Below are 17,264 nucleotides of genomic sequence, written 5' to 3' on the forward strand. Positions count from 1 at the left end.
GCCGCCGTCTTGCCTGCGATGCTGCCCGCGGGCTTATCAGGCCGTCTGCGGCGAGGACTCATCCGCTTGACGCTCACTCACGACAAACGGGACGTCCGGGATCCAGAACAAAAACGGGTCCTTGGCCGGCCGGTTGTCATAAGGCCGACTCCCCTCCTCCTGCGCTGATGCACTGGCACGACGAAAGCCATACACCTGGCGCCGCTCGACATGAATGCTCGGAGCCGCCCCTTCCCCACTGGCAGGCTCGATGTTCATGGCCTTCAAGGTGGCCAGCAAATCTTCAATGATCATCTGGCGATTCAACGTGAACGCCGACGCGAAGCAGCGCCAGAAGCGCCAGCCCGCACGCTCCAGAATGCGCTGGCGGCGCATGTCGCTGTCCCAGCGGTCCAGCCCGTGAAAGCGGTCGCCATCACACTCGATCGCAAGGCGGCTGTCGTTGTCCCCCTCCACCACCATGTCGATCCGATAAGCCCCGACGCCAACCTGCGGGATAACCCGATAACCGCGCTGCGTCAGTTCATCGTACATATCGCGCTCGAAACCCGATTCGCACAACTCGCGCAGATCGCTGACCTGCGCGGCATCCTGCGTAAACGGGGTCTCAAAGTGTTCAATCAGGCCTCGGCGCAAACCATCGACCGCACTCAGGTCGGTGAGCTCGACGCTGCGCACCAGATACATTCGGTCCCGCGCCCGCGACGCGGCCACATTGAAGCGCTGGGCAATCGAGTCGCGGCTGTTGGCAAAACAGTCGCCGGGGCTGGCCACCATCGACAGGAACATGATGTCCCGCTCCTTGCCCTGGAAAGTGCGCGCATCGCCACAGCTGATCTGGAACTGGGTGATCACTTCTTCACCCAGCTCCTTGGTCAGCATCTGCATGACTTTTTGCGCCTGCTCGGCCCCCAGCAACGAGACCACGCCAATGCTGCGCCCCGCGATCTGCGGCATGGCAATCAGGCGGCGGATTTCCTCGACAATCACATTGGCTTCGCCGAGGTTGAACTTGCCCTTTTTCTCCCCGTCCATTACCCGCAAATCCACCAGCGGCGGGTCCAGGCGCTCGGTCATCATCGGCAGGCGCAGTGGCTTGAGTTCGTGGTTGTAGAACTCACGCTTGGAGTATTCGATGATCGGCGCCACGCAGCGGAAATGCTCGCGCAGCATGGTGCCGCTCTTGGCAAACACCACTTTGAACAGGTCGTACAGCGAACGCTCGGGGGACATCAATGGCCGGTAGAGCCCGACCTGATTGCCCAAGAAGCGCGCCATCATGTTCTGCACACGCTCTTCTTCCATGCCGATACCGTCCGGCGAGACTTGTTTGTCATCGCCCACCACCAGCACTTTTTTCGCCCGCAACAACGCTGGCAGTGCCGTCAGGTCAGACTGGGACGCCTCATCGATGATCACCAGATCAAAGGCACCGTACTGGGCCGGCAAACTTTCGCAAATGCGGTAATGGGGCATGATCCAGCACGGGATCGCCGAGATCGCCACATTGGCGGCCAATCGTGCGTCCTGCCGGTAACGCCCGGCACGAACGCCCGTCCCCTTGCCGATTTTGCGGATCGCGGTGCGGTACAACTCCAGGGCGGCCCTGACACTCGGCGTGGCGTTCTCCGACAACCGCAGCCAGGTGCGTTTGACCACCGCATCCTGATACAGGCGCGACAGGTTCAGCTCCAGTTCACCGCGTAATGTGAACAGGCGCTTGAGGTCTTCGCGCCCGTCGATACTGTCGAGGTAACGCGCCAGACGGCTCAGGCGCCACACCTCCAGGCAGTTGTCCGGGAGCAGATCATCCACCGGCTCCAGGCTCGGTTCGTCGCGCAAACGGGCGGTCCAAATCAGGCCGCCGCTGTGTGCGATGAGGTCCGTCACCTGTTGCACCGTGCCGAGCGCACCCGTCAAAGCCAACACCCGGCGCAGCTCGTCCATCAGTTCGGACCACTGCACCTGAAGTTCGGCGGTCGTCACCTGCGGCTGACCCAGACTGGTGTCAAGAAACCCTTGCAGGCGCTCGCTCACTACACCGCCACAACCGGCCAGTGCTGTGTTGAAGGTGTGCTTGATGGCCCAGGTAGCCGCCAGTCGGTGACGCATCAGGTGATGGCGCAAAAAGCCTTCGCCCTTGCCCAGTACCGCCTCGTCACTGCGCAACTGACTGACGTCGGCCCAGTCCACGAGCAGGTGCCTGAGCTCGGTTTGCGCACGGATTTCGCCCTGCTCGGCGCGGACAATATCGCCGTACTGTTCGATCGCCCGGGCCGCCGCCAGCAGTTGCTCGGCATCGGTTTCAAGGGTCGGCAGCGGCATCTCGCCAGCCAGTGCATTCCAGCGCAACAGCAACGTTCGTCCCAGTTGCTGGAAGCGCACAAATGCCTGCACGTGCACCCAGTCCTGATCGTTCTGCGGCTTGCTGCCCAGCACCAGAATGGCGTCCAGCAACTGCCTCTGGCTGCCCTTGCCGATCAGGCCGGACAACCCGAACGGGCGTCGTCCCTGGGCCAGGTTATCGATGGCGGCCACCACTTCGGGCTGCGCCTGGAGCTCGAATGACAAGCTCACCGGCCGGGCTACAAATGCCTTGCGACCTGTCAGCGCCGCTTCGATCTCGCCCTTGAGGCTGTCAAAAAGCCCCAGCACATCGGCATTGGGGTTGCGCGACAAGTAGGCCTGCATGGCCGGCACCCACGGGTGCTCTGCGCTTTTGAGCTGCACTCGCAGTGCCTGCAACTGCTCCAGGTGATCCACCAGAGCCTGTGCCTGCTCCAGGGTCTGCGTGCTGGCGTCCAGCAAACGCGGCACCTCGCCCGTGCTTTCCTTGTGCTGCAACTGGCTTTCCCGGGCCAGATCCTGATGGACCTGAATCAGCGTTTGCGCATCCGGGAAGTCGGCCAGTTGCGGGACTTTGTGGCCCAGATAAGCCAGCGAATCCTTGAGTTCAAGCCGCGCTTCACGCAAGGCGATGATGTCTTGCAGGCTGAAACGCGGGCGATGTTCGTCCCCCACCCCGATCTGATCGGCAAAGCCGTTGATCTCGTCTTGCGCCGCAGCGACCTGCAACGCGGCATGGGTCGGGCTCAGGCGTTCGCCGTCGATTTCCAGGTCTGACAGGTTGCGTTCGGCCCAGTGGGTAATCTCACGGTCGACACTGGTCATCTGACCGTGGAGGGTATTGATTTCGTCGTCAATCTGGCCGATTTCGCGCTTGTACAGCGACCGATCAATCCGCTGGACCTCAGCTGAGATTTTCTGAATGGCGAATTCGAACTGCTTCATGCCGTCCGCTTCGCTGCTCAGCAGGCTGATTGCCAGCGGGCGAATGTCCTCGGGGAGCTTTTCCTGCAGCACGGCCAGTGCCGGGTCTTTCATCGACGTCACCAGCACCCGCTTGCCATTGGCCAGGTAATGGCTGATGACGTTGGCAATGGTGTGAGTCTTGCCGGTGCCTGGCGGGCCCTGCACCACAACCCCGTCGTGCATCTCCAGCAACTGGATGATTTGCACCTGTTCGTCGTTGTAAGGCTTGGGAAAGTACAGCTCGTGAACCTTGGTTCCAGGCGCATCGCCACCTTGGGAGCCACTGACGTAGGACAAACCCCGGAACGGGGGCAGGACTACGTCCTCAAGCACGCTGGAAGGTTCGGTCAAGATCGCCTGCAAGGCCGGTGGTAATTCACCGATTGCCTCGATCTCGCCTTCAAAACGGCCCAGGTCTTCAATAAACATATTGCTGTCGCGGGTGCGGGCAAACAGGATCCAGGTGTCTGTCACACATAAATGCTCGGCGGCCTTGGGCACCGAGCGATCGCCCTCGGCAACCGTCACCGGCAAAAACTGCCCCTGGGCATCGAGCAGTGAAGAGGCAGAGCGAATCACCGGTTCATGACTGGAAGGATTGAACGGGCTGATTGCGGCCTGCTCTTTCTTGAAGAAATCCTTGGCCAGGGTCGCCAATGCCCCTACCCCCGGAATATCGGCGGCCACGTAGGCGTCGACTTCCAGCCGGGGCTCAGCGGCGCGTGGCCGGACTTCGATGGCCATGGAGTCCGGGTTGATGGCTATCTCGACCAACTGGCTGATCAACGGGTAGTGGATGACGCCAACCACGGGATGTTCCCACGTCGAAACGCCCAATCCCCAGACCAGTTCCAGTTGCGCATCCCCCAGATTGCCCTGCATCTGCTGCACCAGCAAAAACAGTTCGGCATAGAGTTCGATGCTTTTACGCCGCAGTTTTTCCTCTGCGGCCCACAGTCGCCAGGCAGTTTGGCTGTAGGACTTGAACTGCGCCCTGATCTCGCCAGCGTCCAGGCAATCCTCAAGATTCACCCACTCATCCACCGGGGCGTCTTCGCTGAGCTCAATGCCGACTGCGGTCAACCGCGTAAGCTGCGGCTCGGACAACAGGCCACTGTTGATCAGCGCCTCACGTGTCACCCGAAGTTTTAGCGCAGGTTCGGTTTGCGGCGTGCCCTTGAGTTCGATCCACAGCGCCAGCAACGGGCTCAAGGGCGCGGGCGGGCGGGTCTCGTGCAAACGCTCAAGCCGCAACCAGACTTCATCTTCGTCACCCTCCAGCACATCCAGGCTGACACCCGGCAGTGTCCGCAGCTTTTCTTCGCTGGCACTGAATGCGTTGTGTTGGTTGACGGTCAACGCTGGCCGCTTTTGCATGAGTGCCGTCTGTTTTACAAATTCAATCAGACCGGCGAGACGTGCGCGTACTGTATCCATGTGTGAGCTGAACCACTTTGATAAGGGGGGCGCATCGAAAAAACGTGAAAGCGCCTGGAGAAAGCGAAAATTCCTGCAATGCCCGACACAATACAGAGGTTCAAGTGGTATTCAGATACATCATTTTGTAAAAACCACTCGCTATAAAAGACGGCCCGGTTATTCCCGATAAGGTCGCCCGTCATGCCTGCCTCCCCCCAACGCCTTGCGCTCGCCATCGCGCTATTGAGCTCAAGCACCGTTGCTCCGCTGGCACTTGCCAGTGACACCCTCCTGGACTCACCCGGCACCAGCGCACTCAACCTGAGCGCCAGCGATACGTTGACAGTGACCCCGGCCGCAAGCCTGACCACTGCCAAGGTGGCCGTCACGCTCAAGGGCAGCACCAGCGGCCCGGGCGTGATGATCGACAACGCAGGCAGCCTGATCTCGACGGGCGGGCGAGCCATCGACAGCAGTGGCAGTGCAAGCGGCGAGCGCAACTACAGTATTTTCAACCGCAGCGGCGCGACGATTCAGGGCAGCAACGATGCCCTGCGCATCGACACCCCGTTCAGCAGTGGCAGTGTACTGATCGACAACAGCGGCACTATTCGCTCCACCGATAGCGGCCAGGCCATCGACCTCGACGCGGTGCGCAGCCATGACGTCAAAACCACCCTGATCAACCGCGAAGGCGGGCTGATTCGCGGTGAGTTCAGCGACGGCATGAAGACCGGCTCCAACGCCACGATTCTCAACTACGGTGAGATTTCCACAGGCGACGCCCTGAACGACGACAACAAGTTCGACGGCGTCGACATCGACTCGGCAACCGGCGTGACGGTGACCAACTACGGCACCCTCTCGGGCGGGCGCCACGGCATCACCACCGACCTGGGCGCAACACTGATCAACTATGGCGACGTCACCGGGCGCAACGGTTCGGGCTTCGGCTCGGACGGGGATGGCACCGTGATCAACCACGGCACCATCACCGGCGCCTATTCCGGGCTCAAGCCCAATGGTGACGGCGATGGCGTGGATATCGACCTGATCGCCCATATTGAGAACTACGGCGTGATTCAGGGCACCGGCGCCGGTGGCGTCGACAAGAACGGGTTTGCCAATGGCAGCGAAGGGATCGCCCTGGGCGGTGGTTTTATCTACAACGCCCTGGGCGCACGGGTCAGCGGCGCCAACAATGCGGTGCTGGTGGATGACGGCAGCGATGGATCAGGGCTGGCCGCCACCACGTTGATCAACAACGGCACGATCCAGGGCCAGGACGGTTTTGGCGTGAAGTTCGTGGGCGAGTTCGAGGACGTGGTCTTCAACAATGGCCTGATCAGTGGCAGCAATGGCCAGGCGCTGGACCTTGGCGGTGGCAATGACCGCCTCACGCTGGGCAGTGCCAGCCGCTTCGACGGCCTGGTGGACGGCGGCAGCGGTTACGACCGGGTGTCTCTGGATGACCCGGCCGGTGGCCGCTTGGGCAACAGCCGGAACTTCGAATGGCTGGACGTCAAATCCGGCAGCTGGACACTCACCAGCCAGAACGATTTCAGTGACGGGGGCGAGATTTTCAGCGGCGCCCGCTTGGTCAATCAGGGTGCCATCAGTGGTTCCCTCACCGTGGACGAAGGTGGCATTTACGCCGGGGGCGGCAGTGTCGGCAACCTGCTGGTCAACGGCACGCTGCAAACCAGCCCGCAATTGGGCACCGCGACCATCACCCATGACCTGACCCTGGGCAGCGGCGCGACCCTGGCCTACGGGGTCAATGCCGATGGCAGCAGCGCGCCGGTGCAGGTCGGCGGCACCGCCCACCTCAACGGTGCAACGCTGGCCATCAATGCTGGCAGCGGCACCTACCCGTGGCTCAGCCAGTACCGCGTGCTGAGCGCTGGCACCCTCGACGGCACGTTTGGCAACGTCACCAGTGACTATGCCTTCCTCACCCCGACGCTCAACTACACCCCCACCAGCGTCGAGCTGACCTATGCCCGCAATGACGTGACCTTTGCCGAGTACGCCAGCAGCGCCAACGGCCACAGCGCCGCCATCGGTTTGAGCCAGCTCAAGGCGGGCAACGCGTTGCATGACGCCCTGCTCAACACCAGCACACAAGCGGCGGGGGCGGCCATTGAGCAACTGGCCGGCAGCAGCAACGCCAGCCTGAGCAGCGCCACTCTGGGCGCCACGTCCCAGGTGGGCAGCAGCATGTTGGCAGCCATGCAGTCCGTGGGCTCAGGCGCCGGTTTGCGGGTCGCCAGTGCCGCTCAGGACACCCCTGCCCTGGCCGCCACCGGCCTGCCGCCCGGCGTGCGCAACCTCAATGACCCGAATGCCCAGGGCCGACTCTGGCTCCAGGGGCTGGGCAGCTATGGCCGACTGGACGGGACACACGGCAACAGCGACCTGACCCAACGCACCAAAGGCGGCGTGCTGGGCGCCGACTGGGCCCTGACACCGGACTGGCGCATGGGCATGCTGGGCGGCTACTCAAAAACCAATGTGGATAGCAGTGCTATGGAGGGCACGGTCAACAGCTGGCATGCGGGTGTCTACGGGATACGCCAGAGCGGTGCGCTGGCAGTGCGTCTGGGCGCGGCCTACAGTGGCCATAACGGGGACAGCAAACGCAGCGTGGCGTTTAACGGTTTTATCGACCTGCCCAAGGGCGATTACCACGCCAGCAGCCAGCAGGCTTTTGCCGAGCTGGGCTACGCCCTGGGCAGCGGTCGCTTGAGTGCCGAGCCGTTTGCCAACCTGGGTTATCAACGCTACCAGCGTGACCACTACACCGAAAAAGGCGGTGCGGCCGCGTTGAGCGTCGACAAGCAGACCCAGGACAACTTCAGCAGCACCCTGGGCGTGCGCCTGGCCCATTTGAGCCAACTGGAAAACGGCATGAGCATCACGCCCCGCCTGAGCGCAGGCTGGAAGCACACGTATGGTGATGTCAGCAGCTCAACAAATCAGCGCTTTGTGCTCGGCGGTTCTGCGTTCAATGTCGAAGGCAGCGCGCTGGATCGCAACAGCCTGGTGCTGGAAGCCGGGCTGGATATTGGCGTGTCGGCCCGCCAGACACTGGGCGTGGGCTACACCGGCGACATGGGCAGCAACAGCCGCACCCACGGGTTGATCGGGCAATGGCAAATGAGTTTTTGACCCGCTCCCACAGGTGATGGACAGATGCACAAAAAAAGGCCCTCCCCGAAACCGGGGAGGGCCTTTTGTTTAACGCCGGGGTTTAGCCCAGGTTAACGCCAAAGTTCGAAGCCAATGGCGCCAAGCCACCCGCAAAACCCTGGCCGATAGCCTTGAACTTCCACTCTTCGCCATTGCGATACAGCTCACCGAATACCATCGCGGTTTCGGTCGAAGCGTCTTCGCTCAGGTCAAAGCGTGCCAGCTCTTTGCCGTCTGCCTTGTTCAGAACGCGGATGTAAGCGTTCGAAACCTGGCCAAAGCTTTGTTTACGGCCATCAGCGTCGTGGATGGTGACCGCGAAAGCCAGTTTCTTGGCTTCTTGCGACAGACCCGCCAGGTTGACGTTCACTTGTTCGTCGTCGCCATCGCCAGCGCCCGAGCGGTTGTCGCCCTGGTGCACAACGTTGCCGTCCGGCGAAGTCTTGTTGTTGTAGAACACAAAGCTGCCGTCGTTCAGCACTTTGCCGCTCTCGCCAACAATGAACACCGAGGCGTCCAGGTCGAACTCCTGGCCGTCAGTCACACGCGGATCCCAACCCAGGCCCACAATCACTTCGGTCAGGCCCGGAGCTTCTTTGGTCAGGGAAACGTTGCCGCCTTTACTCAGACTTACTGCCATGTTCGTGAACCCTTATATGAAAAGTTGATGGGGTGCAGATTAGAATTTCAGACCGTAGCTTTCAGCCAATGGCTTGAGGCCGCCGGCAAAACCTTGACCCACAGCGCGGAATTTCCACTCGGCGCCATTGCGATACAGCTCGGCAAAGATCATCGCGGTTTCGGTGCTGGCGTCTTCAGCCAGGTCATAACGCGCCACTTCGTTGTTGTTGTCCTGGTTCACAATGCGGATGAACGCATTGCGCACCTGACCGAAGTTCTGCCTGCGTGCATCGGCTTCGTGAATGGTCACGGTGAACGCGATACGGTCGATGTCAGCAGGTACTTTGGACAGGTCGACCTTGATCGCCTCGTCATCGCCGTCGCCTTCACCGGTACGGTTGTCGCCCGTGTGCTCAACCGAGCCGTCAACGCTTTTGAGCTGGTTGTAAAAAATGAAATCGGAGTCAGCGCGGACTTTACCGTCAGCCTTGAGCAAGAAAGCGCTCGCATCCAGGTCGAAGTCTTGACCATCGGTGGAACGAGCATCCCAGCCCAGACCCACGAGGACTTTAGTCATCCCCGGAGCTTCTTTGGAGAGGGACAGGTTGCCGCCTTTGGAAAGGGAAAGTGCCATGTGTAATTCTCCTTAATAATGTGCGATCAAGCGTTCGTGTCGTTTTTAACGTCGGATTGCTCTTCTTCCTTACCTGGAAAGATGATGCTGGCCACAATACCGATGGCCAATACCACCAACACCACTATCAGGCTGGTGTTTGGATCAATGCTGATGCCGTGGCCAAACAGGTGATCGGTTGCGTTCAGGGCCAGCTTGCCGGCGATAAAGAACAACAGCGCGATAACCGATTTTTCCAGGTGTACCAGGTAGCGTTTCAGCGCTTCGAGAACGAAGTACATGGTCCGCAGGCCCAGAATGGCGAACATCATGGCCGAGTACACGATCAGGGGTTCACGGCTCACGGCAATCACTGCCGGTACGGAGTCGAAGGCAAACAGAATGTCTGAAACTTCAACCACGACCACACACAAAAACAGTGGTGTCGCAAAAAGAGCGCCCTTGCCTACAAGGGTCATTCCCTTGTTCTGCGGCTTCGTGATCTCTTTTTCAAGCTCTGTGCGCGAAACAAAGAAATTATGTCCGTGCAGCTTTGGCCAAACCGGGAACAGTTTTTTCGCAAAACGGTAGGCAATGTGCTTGGAGTAATCCTCCTCCTCATCTTCTTCCTTGCTGCGCAGCATCATGATCGCCGTCCAGGCCACGACCACCGCAAACAGCACTTCGACCCAAGGGCCAAACGCCAGCAGACCGGTACCGATCGCCACGAAAATCAGGCGGAAGACGATGGCGCCGATGATGCCCCAGTACAGAACACGGTGACGCAGCGCGTCCGGGATCTTGAACCAGGCAAAGATCGCCATGAACACGAACAGGTTGTCGACGCTGAGGACTTTTTCCAGCGCGTAACCGGTCACGAACAGGCTGGCCACGCTTGGGCCGTGGGCGTAATACAGGTAGCCCGCAAAGGCGAGGGAGATCAGCACCCAGAACACCGACCAGACGGCGGCGTTGGTCAGCGAGACCGGTTTATCGCTTTTGTGGGTAAACAGGTCGATTGCCAGAGCAATGACCGCCAGAGCCACAAATACAGCGATGGTAGTTGGCGGAAAGCCAATTGCCGTGTTTTCCATGATGTCCTCAGAGATCAAAATCGCCAGGGTTCAACCCCAGCTCATTGCAGATAATGCGGCAAGCAGCCCGCTCACTTTCATCGAAGTTGCCGTCGGCGCTACCGATTGCGCAGCAAACACGCACCAGCAGGCGGGCGGCATCTTCTTTTTTACGCAGTTGACCAATCGACTTCAGCGCCTCGGCGCGACCGATCTGCTGATCAAACTCAAATTTTTCGCAGACGGCGTTGAAAGCCTTGATCACGTCTTTAACGTCAAAAGCCTTCAGCTCATTCGAGTTTTGAATAAACCCGACCATCTTCTGTTTTTCGTCGCTGCTGATGTTGCCATCGGCAGCCGCCACCAGTGCGCACCCGGAAACCACGGCTTCCATGAACTCACGGTTCTTGAACTTGCTGACTTCCGCCGAGAGCTTGTCACGGGCGGCAGTGGCGTTGGTTTTGAGCCATTCGAGCATTGGAGTCACCTTGTCAGAAATTGCAGGTACGGCGCCTGTTTCATCAGGCGGCCACTTACAGAGCGCTCATTTGGAACCGGCAGCCCAGCGCATGCCCCAGCCGAAAGCTTTATCCATGTCGGAATGGCCCTTGAAGAACTCAACCCGACGGTTGACCTTCACGCTGCCACCGACGTTTTCCAGCAGGGCGATGGCGCACATGCCCTTGGTGCCACCCTCTTCGCTCAGGCGCACTTCGATCGGCGGCTCACCCGGAATGTACAAGGTGATAACGCCGTCTGTGGCCTGCCAGTTCGGGGCGCCTTCGTAGATAAACGCGTAAACCAGCACGCGACGCATCTTGCGCCACTCCTTGCCGTTGATACGCAACCACTCGCCGTCGCTCACAGAGCCGGTACGGTCGTCGCCCATCAACTGGATAAACGGCTCGTCACGGAAATCACCGAAGGCATTGCCCAGGGCCTGAACCGCGCCTTTGCGGCCGTTGTCCATTTCGTACAGGCAACCCACGTCCAGATCGATACCACCCGACTTGCCGCGCAACGAGGCGAAAAAGCCGCCACCGCCACCTGCATTGGGGTTGGTACGGTTCCAGTTCAGGTTGATTTTGATTTCGCCGAAGTCACCGTCCTTTTTCTCAAGGCTGATGGACGGACGCTGCTTGTCGAGCGTGATCTTCGACAGATTGATCTTGGCGGCCGGTGCCGGAGCAGGCGGTGGCGGTGCCACTGGCGTGGGCGCGGCTGCCGGTGCTGGAGCAGGAGCAGGAGCAGCAATATCAACGCCGAAGTGCTGAGCCAAAGGCGCCAGACCACCGGCAAAGCCCTGGGCCACGCAGCGGAATTTCCACGCGCCCTGACGGCGATAGAACTCGCCCAGGATCAACGCGGTTTCTTGCATGCCCTGGGTCGGGATCGGAGCTTCAATGCCGCCGCTCACCGATACGGTCAGTTGCGGGAAGGCATCGAACCGGGCCTTGTTCTCGTAGATGGTCGCGGTCAGGGCGACTTTCTCGATGGCCTGATCAATGGCGTCCAGATTGACACTGAACACACTGCGACCGGCCGCCGACTCGACCAGCTTGACCGCGCCATTGTTGACGCTTTGCTGGCCGAAGAAGCACATGTCGTTGTCGCCGCGCACCTTGCCCGACTCATTGAGCAGGAAGGCAGACACGTCCAGATCAGCGCCTGCCACCGGCGTGTAGCTGATGGTGACGCTCAGGCTGCCGGCAGCGACAGCGGTATTGGCGCCAGGAGTCAACGTCGTCATACACGCACCGCCTGGGCCGCATCGCTGGCCAGATCCTGTGCGGTACGACCATTGGCCACGGTGCCGATAGCGGTCAGGTCCCAGCCAGCAGCTGTGCGGCTGATGTACGCCATGACCACGCCTGTGTGACGACCTTTGTCCGACAGGTTGAAGCGCGCCAGCTCTTTGCCGGTCAGCTCATCAACAATGCGGCAGTAGGCGTTTTCTACGGCTTCAAAGTTTTGCCCGGTGAACGAGTTCACGGTAAACACCAGGTGCTTGACCCCGGCCGGCAGCTGTTCCAGGTTGACCAGGATCGATTCGTCGTCGCCATCGCCCTCACCCGTGCGGTTATCGCCGGAGTGAACGATGGAGCCGTCGTTGGACTTGAGCTGGCGGAACCACACCAGGTCCAGCGCTTGCTTGGCACTGTCGAGCAGGATGCACGATGCATCCAGGTCGATGGCAGCATCACTGCTCAGCAGTTTGGCAAAAAAACCGCTCGGTTTTACCGGGTCCCAGCCCAGGCCCATGCGGATTTTCTTGAGACCGGTTCCAGCTTCTTTCTCGAGAGAAATGGTTTGATTCTTGGACAGCGAAATGGCCATGAAGCGTCTCCTTGTCTGCACTCAAGCACGATAGGTAATTGCTGATTATTGACACGCTTTGCTTACGCCTGGCTTACAGCCCTTCACGCAAACACACGTCAAGTGGCCGCTTGCGACGCCACAGCGCGTGAAATTCGCGCCAATGTGGCTCCTGAGCGGCCCCGAGCATCTGTTCATCGCCCACGGTGTCACCCCAGGCACGTAATGTGTATTGGTCCAAAGGCCCGTATTGCGCCTCCAGCCGGATGACTTTTTGTTCACAGCGACAGTTGATACCGTCGATATCCCCCGTCAGCACGCCATCGACTGACGCCAACCGCGTTCCGATCAGGCCAATACCGAGTTTTTTGGCAAACGGTGCGAGCACCAATTCAGGGGACGCCGAGCAAATGGTGACGTTGGCGCCCTGCTCCAGCTGGTTGGCGACGGATGTTAAGCCCAAAGGCCGCATTAGGCGCTGCCACGAAACGTCACAAAATGCTTCTGCGCGCTCTTTTACCCACGCCTCTTTGGCACCTGTCAGGTAGACCGCGATGAGCTTTTCTTTAAGCGCATTACGCGAAATCCTACCCAGCAGGTAGCACGCAGTGGCCGGAATCATCCGGAACAAGCGCATCGCGAACAGCCGATTGCCAAAGGCAAAGCGCAAAAACGGCACAAACGTGTCGTGATAGGTCAACGTGCCATCGAAATCGAACGCTGACAGAACCTGCTTGCCTTTAACCGGTGTATTCAAAACGTCGTTCAACCCACTAATTCAGCCAATCTAAGGCTGCCTCCAAAAGTGTCTGACGAGCTGGCAATTTCGGGGCGAACCCCCTGCCAATGCGCTCGCTCAATAATTTTTTGCGCCCATTTGTAATGGGTCGCAGGCTCGCACATGGCGTCGTTGAACTTGAACACCGCAGGCGCCGCCTCACTCAGTATTTGGCGTGCACTGTTGAGATCTTCAAGGCTGACTTGCAGCGCCCTGTGGATAACTGCAATTTGCGACGGGTGGATAGCGGTTTTACCCACAAGCCCGTGGGCCATATCCAGCGCCAGCTCTTGCTCCAGCAAGTGCGGTGTATTCAGTTGCTCGAACACCGGTGCGGTCAGGGCAAAGCCTGCAGAGCCCATGATCCCGCACAACATGGGAATCACATAGCTCATGGGCGTGCTGTAAAGGGTCATGGCCGGGTGACGGCGCAACCCCAGGCAGCCCATCAGGTCGTTACCACCAATGCGTAACGCAATAATACGCCCCGGCAATTGTTCCAGCAGGGCGCTGCGCAGCTCAACCATCGCATCGGGAACAAAGACTTCCGGGGTTTCCAGGGTGGGCATGAGCATCAGGTCGTCGCGGGTCACCGCCTGCTGCCACTCGCGGATATTGCCCAGGCTCAGCTTGGGCACCACAAAACCGTCAACATGGCGCATCAGCGACCATTCATTGAGGACCGCTGCCATCGCCGCGTCCCGTGGCCGTACAAACAGGATAGGACCGACGGACGGACGACCGCCTCGCGCTTCGATCCCCAGCAGCAGGTTTTTGAGGTTGTTCAGCCCCTGCTGCACGTCGGTTTCGGCCACAGCGTCTTCCAGGCACACCACCAGCGAGCGCAAACCCTGGATCTTCTCGCCCAGCACCACCTCCAGAATGTCGGGGCGGGTAGCCGGCATATAAAGTGTGGCGCCCAAGGCATAGGCTGAATGCTTGATCATCAGCGAACACTCCTGATTACGGTCACAGCGCGATACGGCCCCAATTCATCACCGACCTCCTGGACCTCGATGTTGGCCTGGCGCGTAAGGTGCAGGAGCAATTGCACGTCCTGATCGTCACGGTTGCGCACCAGTACGTGGTCCGGCACACGGCGCATCACGGCGCGGGTTGCCTCGGCGATACCCGGTTTGACCCGATTGGGGTTGGTCACCGCAAACCGGGTCGAGATACGTTCGACCGCAGCGACAGCCGAGTGTTGCAACGCTGCGGCCTGCTCCGCTGTCCAGGGTTGCGCACTCGCCTGGGGGGCAAGCAGCGCACGCTCGGCTTCGATGCTGTGGATAAAACTCATGGTTACGTCGTGTTCCGCCAAATGGTCATACACCACGCAGCCATGCAGGCCCGGGTCTTGTGGCCAGATGGAACGGGAAACCAGCCCCGACACCGTGGCGCCCAGAATGCCCGACGGAATCAGCCAGTCTTCAGCCGATGCCGCCAGCCAGGCGCGACCACAGGGATCGGCCAGGACCACCAGTCGCGGATCTGGCGGAAAACGCGAATCCCCGGCCAGGCTGTCGCGGATCTGGCCGCTGATCGCGCCCTTGCCGGTCCAGCCATCGACAAACACGATGTTCTCGGCACCGTGGGTCTTGATGATAGCTTCGAGTGCGACGTTGTCGATTCCACGGTCACGAATAATGCTGACCCCGTAATGCGCCGCCTCACGGCCCAGATCGAGCAGCGCCCGGCGCAGCAACACACCCAGCGGCAAACCGGCCCGCACAAACGACACCAGCGCAATCGTCGAGCCGCTGTAGCGTTCATTCAACGCCAGCGCCAGCGCCTGCACATCAGCCGCCATGCGGGCGCCGTTCTGTGCCAGGGCCAGCTGATAGAGGCTTTTATGGGTGTCTGACGGCGCATGTTCCTGGCTGATCATTTCGGAGTAATGACGCTGCCGGGTCTGGATCAGCCGCTCTTTTTCCTGCACGTCGGTAACTTCGATCTGCAAGGTACGCAGTAAAAAGTGCACGTCATCAGCGTCATAGCTGCCACTGCCGACAGTCTCCAGACCTGCAAAAGCATTACTCATGGTCAACGCTCGCCAGCACATGACTGGCCAGCTGGCCACGCTTGGGCGTGCCCCACCAGTCGCATTCGGCCATAAAGCCCAGGTCCGACACACTGTCGCCAAAGCCCAACAACGGGCGCTTGCCGTTGATCGCCTGATCGCGGCGGATCCACTCGCGTACCGCTTCACGCTTTTGCAAGGCCTGGGGCAGGAACGCCAGATTATTGCCATTGCCGTGCACATACAGCCCGTCGAGCAAGCCCCGCGCCCTGACCTCGGCCAGCACGATGAGCAGCGCTTCGTCGGTTTCGTTGTTGTGCTTGGTGACGACGTAGTTGGCCAGCCCCTGCTCTTCGACTACCCAGCCACGCAACGAGAACCCCAGCTCTGCGCCAATGGCCAGGGTTTGCTCGCTCAGCTGGTGCAGACGGGTTTGCTCAAGTGCCAGCGCCTCGCACATCCGTGCATGCCAATCCAGGTCCAGCGAGCCATCCGGGTTGAGGATGACCCCGCCGTGGGCACAGACCGCACCGCGGACGAAGGGTAATTGCACCCGCTGATAGGCTTCGATGCTGCGCGCGGTCACCGGGACCACGTCGCTGGTCGCCAGCAACCATTCAACAAAGCTCTTCTGGGTGGCGCTCATGAAGCCGTTGGGCTGGCCGTCCACGTCCAGCGTGGCCGCAAAACGGGGCTCATCGCCCATTTTGCGGGCGGTTTGAAACAGGGTGTCGTCCAGATCAACGAACACCAGAGGGCGATTACTGCTCATCAACGATTACCTGCGCATTCAATGCGCTGACCAGCGCCGGGTCGACGGCAGCTGCCGGGGTTTCGCTGCAAATCAGCACCCGGTCAAACTGGCCGGGGGCGACGTTATAAAGAAAGTTGGGGATGCCCAGGCCGTAGTTGTCAGAGAACGACAACGCATGGTCGATGCAATGGCCCAAGGCAATTGGCGAACGGCTGGTGGAGCTGAAGCGCACATCGGCCCCCGCCCGCTCAAGTCGCTCGGCCAGCAGGAACGGGCGCCAGACAAACTCACTGGTGCCAATCACCAGCACCCGCTCACCGGGCGCCACTTGCACATCGGGCGCCAGCGTATCGAGGTGCTCACGCACACCCATGCGGCCCCAGTCGCGGTCTGGATCGAGGGCCCAGTCGCCTTGGGCCACACTGCCCACTTCGGGCATTTCGGGCAGTTCTGCGGCAGGATCTTCGGCGAATGTGTAGCGACCGTCGAGCAAAGAGACGCTCGTGACGTGATCGCCCATTGCCTTGCGCACCGCATCCTGAGACCAGTCGGTCAGGGTCGCGGTGACAATCCGCTCGATGGAATCCAGTCCCGCTTCAGCCAGCGCCCGGGACAAGTTGATAAAGGTATTGCCGGTCGACGCTTCGTCGTCCACCAGCACCAGCGAGCGGGCACTGAGCATCATTTCGCGGGTGCGCGCATCTAGCGGCAGGTGCAGCAGGTGCGAGCTGGCGTGGCTGTGCTCTTCTTCAAAGCGGGCAAACAGCTCGCTGCCCGTGGGGTGGCGACTGCTGCACAGGTACACGCTGTCATTGCGTGTCTGGCTCAACGCACGGTGTACGCCTGCCCCCAGACCGACGGCCGTTTCGGCCATGCCGATCACCAGCACCGGGCCGGGCAAGTCAGCGGGGATCTTGCTGGCCAGTGCATTGAAGCTTTCAGCCATCAGTGAGGGACGGGCCGGGATATGGCGACCCAGCACGCGGGAAACAAACAAAAAAGCCCGTTTTGGATTGCGCCGCTCGGCGAAATCGAAAAGTGCCTGTGGATCAAAGGTCGATGCATTGACCTGTACCTCCAGACGACCGCGCTTGAGGTTTGCATGCAAAACCTTGGGATCGGTCACGGGGTTAGCGCTATTCATCAACATTTACTACCTGGAAATA

General features: G+C 60.3%; 13 protein-coding genes. 1 reads left to right on the forward strand and 12 read right to left on the reverse strand.

The window, feature by feature from the left end; genetic code table 11:
* Positions 1 to 36: 36 nt before the first annotated feature.
* Positions 37 to 4,749, reverse strand: a complete 4,713-nt coding sequence (locus VSQ83_RS20685) for an AAA domain-containing protein (RefSeq protein WP_326427420.1) — start codon at positions 4,747 to 4,749, stop codon at positions 37 to 39.
* Positions 4,750 to 4,932: 183 nt separating this feature from the next.
* Here VSQ83_RS20685 and VSQ83_RS20690 point away from each other — a divergent pair, with 183 nt between their 5' ends.
* On the forward strand, positions 4,933 to 7,902 hold the full coding sequence (locus VSQ83_RS20690; RefSeq protein ID WP_326427421.1) for an autotransporter outer membrane beta-barrel domain-containing protein: 2,970 nt from the start codon (positions 4,933 to 4,935) through the stop codon (positions 7,900 to 7,902).
* 82 nt (positions 7,903 to 7,984) lie between these two features.
* Here VSQ83_RS20690 and VSQ83_RS20695 read toward each other — a convergent pair whose 3' ends face one another.
* The 11 genes from VSQ83_RS20695 to VSQ83_RS20745 form a co-directional block, all read right to left on the reverse strand.
* A complete protein-coding gene (locus tag VSQ83_RS20695) occupies positions 7,985 to 8,563 on the reverse strand; it encodes a TerD family protein (RefSeq protein WP_133078839.1) in 579 nt (192 codons plus the stop codon).
* A 39-nt stretch (positions 8,564 to 8,602) separates the two neighbouring features.
* Positions 8,603 to 9,178 (reverse strand): TerD family protein, encoded by a 576-nt coding sequence (locus tag VSQ83_RS20700; protein ID WP_133078838.1) that lies wholly within the window; start codon positions 9,176 to 9,178, stop codon positions 8,603 to 8,605.
* A 26-nt stretch (positions 9,179 to 9,204) separates the two neighbouring features.
* Positions 9,205 to 10,251 (reverse strand): TerC/Alx family metal homeostasis membrane protein, encoded by a 1,047-nt coding sequence (locus VSQ83_RS20705; RefSeq protein ID WP_133078837.1) that lies wholly within the window; start codon positions 10,249 to 10,251, stop codon positions 9,205 to 9,207.
* A gap of 7 nt (positions 10,252 to 10,258) precedes the next feature.
* Positions 10,259 to 10,708, reverse strand: coding sequence for a tellurite resistance TerB family protein (locus VSQ83_RS20710; protein WP_133078836.1), 450 nt, complete (start codon positions 10,706 to 10,708; stop codon positions 10,259 to 10,261).
* A gap of 66 nt (positions 10,709 to 10,774) precedes the next feature.
* Positions 10,775 to 11,980 (reverse strand): TerD family protein, encoded by a 1,206-nt coding sequence (locus VSQ83_RS20715; protein ID WP_133078835.1) that lies wholly within the window; start codon positions 11,978 to 11,980, stop codon positions 10,775 to 10,777.
* Entirely contained in the window at positions 11,977 to 12,567 is a 591-nt protein-coding gene (locus VSQ83_RS20720; RefSeq protein WP_133078834.1) for a TerD family protein, read from the reverse strand. The genes VSQ83_RS20715 and VSQ83_RS20720 overlap by 4 nt, the downstream gene beginning before the upstream one ends.
* A 73-nt stretch (positions 12,568 to 12,640) precedes the next feature.
* Positions 12,641 to 13,315 (reverse strand): HAD-IB family hydrolase, encoded by a 675-nt coding sequence (locus VSQ83_RS20725; protein ID WP_133078833.1) that lies wholly within the window; start codon positions 13,313 to 13,315, stop codon positions 12,641 to 12,643.
* Complete coding sequence (locus VSQ83_RS20730; protein WP_133078832.1) at positions 13,312 to 14,271, reverse strand: HpcH/HpaI aldolase/citrate lyase family protein; 960 nt, start codon at positions 14,269 to 14,271, stop codon at positions 13,312 to 13,314. The genes VSQ83_RS20725 and VSQ83_RS20730 overlap by 4 nt, the downstream gene beginning before the upstream one ends.
* Positions 14,271 to 15,365 carry a cysteine protease StiP family protein gene (locus VSQ83_RS20735; protein WP_219262375.1) on the reverse strand — a complete coding sequence of 365 codons (1,095 nt, stop codon included), beginning with the start codon at positions 15,363 to 15,365 and terminating at the stop codon, positions 14,271 to 14,273. Before VSQ83_RS20735 ends, VSQ83_RS20730 begins: the two co-directional genes overlap by 1 nt.
* A complete protein-coding gene (locus tag VSQ83_RS20740; RefSeq protein WP_219262374.1) occupies positions 15,358 to 16,116 on the reverse strand; it encodes a trehalose phosphatase in 759 nt (252 codons plus the stop codon). Before VSQ83_RS20740 ends, VSQ83_RS20735 begins: the two co-directional genes overlap by 8 nt.
* On the reverse strand, positions 16,106 to 17,242 hold the full coding sequence (locus tag VSQ83_RS20745; RefSeq protein WP_219262373.1) for a phosphoribosyltransferase domain-containing protein: 1,137 nt from the start codon (positions 17,240 to 17,242) through the stop codon (positions 16,106 to 16,108). Before VSQ83_RS20745 ends, VSQ83_RS20740 begins: the two co-directional genes overlap by 11 nt.
* Positions 17,243 to 17,264 lie beyond the last annotated feature (22 nt).

Origin of the sequence: Pseudomonas sp. DSV-1 (assembly GCF_035830915.1) — a bacterium.
Classification (GTDB): domain Bacteria; phylum Pseudomonadota; class Gammaproteobacteria; order Pseudomonadales; family Pseudomonadaceae; genus Aquipseudomonas.

What these genes read in the sequence shown, in the direction of transcription:
- VSQ83_RS20700 (WP_133078838.1), bottom strand. Translation starts at nt 9,178, where the DNA reads ATGGCACTTTCCCTTTCCAAAGGCGGCAACCTGTCCCTCTCCAAAGAA.
- VSQ83_RS20720 (WP_133078834.1), bottom strand. Translation starts at nt 12,567, where the DNA reads ATGGCCATTTCGCTGTCCAAGAATCAAACCATTTCTCTCGAGAAAGAA.
- VSQ83_RS20705 (WP_133078837.1), bottom strand. Translation starts at nt 10,251, where the DNA reads ATGGAAAACACGGCAATTGGCTTTCCGCCAACTACCATCGCTGTATTT.
- VSQ83_RS20715 (WP_133078835.1), bottom strand. Translation starts at nt 11,980, where the DNA reads ATGACGACGTTGACTCCTGGCGCCAATACCGCTGTCGCTGCCGGCAGC.
- VSQ83_RS20695 (WP_133078839.1), bottom strand. Translation starts at nt 8,563, where the DNA reads ATGGCAGTAAGTCTGAGTAAAGGCGGCAACGTTTCCCTGACCAAAGAA.
- VSQ83_RS20690 (WP_326427421.1), top strand. Translation starts at nt 4,933, where the DNA reads ATGCCTGCCTCCCCCCAACGCCTTGCGCTCGCCATCGCGCTATTGAGC.
- VSQ83_RS20710 (WP_133078836.1), bottom strand. Translation starts at nt 10,708, where the DNA reads ATGCTCGAATGGCTCAAAACCAACGCCACTGCCGCCCGTGACAAGCTC.
- VSQ83_RS20740 (WP_219262374.1), bottom strand. Translation starts at nt 16,116, where the DNA reads ATGAGCAGTAATCGCCCTCTGGTGTTCGTTGATCTGGACGACACCCTG.
- VSQ83_RS20730 (WP_133078832.1), bottom strand. Translation starts at nt 14,271, where the DNA reads ATGATCAAGCATTCAGCCTATGCCTTGGGCGCCACACTTTATATGCCG.
- VSQ83_RS20735 (WP_219262375.1), bottom strand. Translation starts at nt 15,365, where the DNA reads ATGAGTAATGCTTTTGCAGGTCTGGAGACTGTCGGCAGTGGCAGCTAT.
- VSQ83_RS20745 (WP_219262373.1), bottom strand. Translation starts at nt 17,242, where the DNA reads ATGAATAGCGCTAACCCCGTGACCGATCCCAAGGTTTTGCATGCAAAC.
- VSQ83_RS20685 (WP_326427420.1), bottom strand. Translation starts at nt 4,749, where the DNA reads ATGGATACAGTACGCGCACGTCTCGCCGGTCTGATTGAATTTGTAAAA.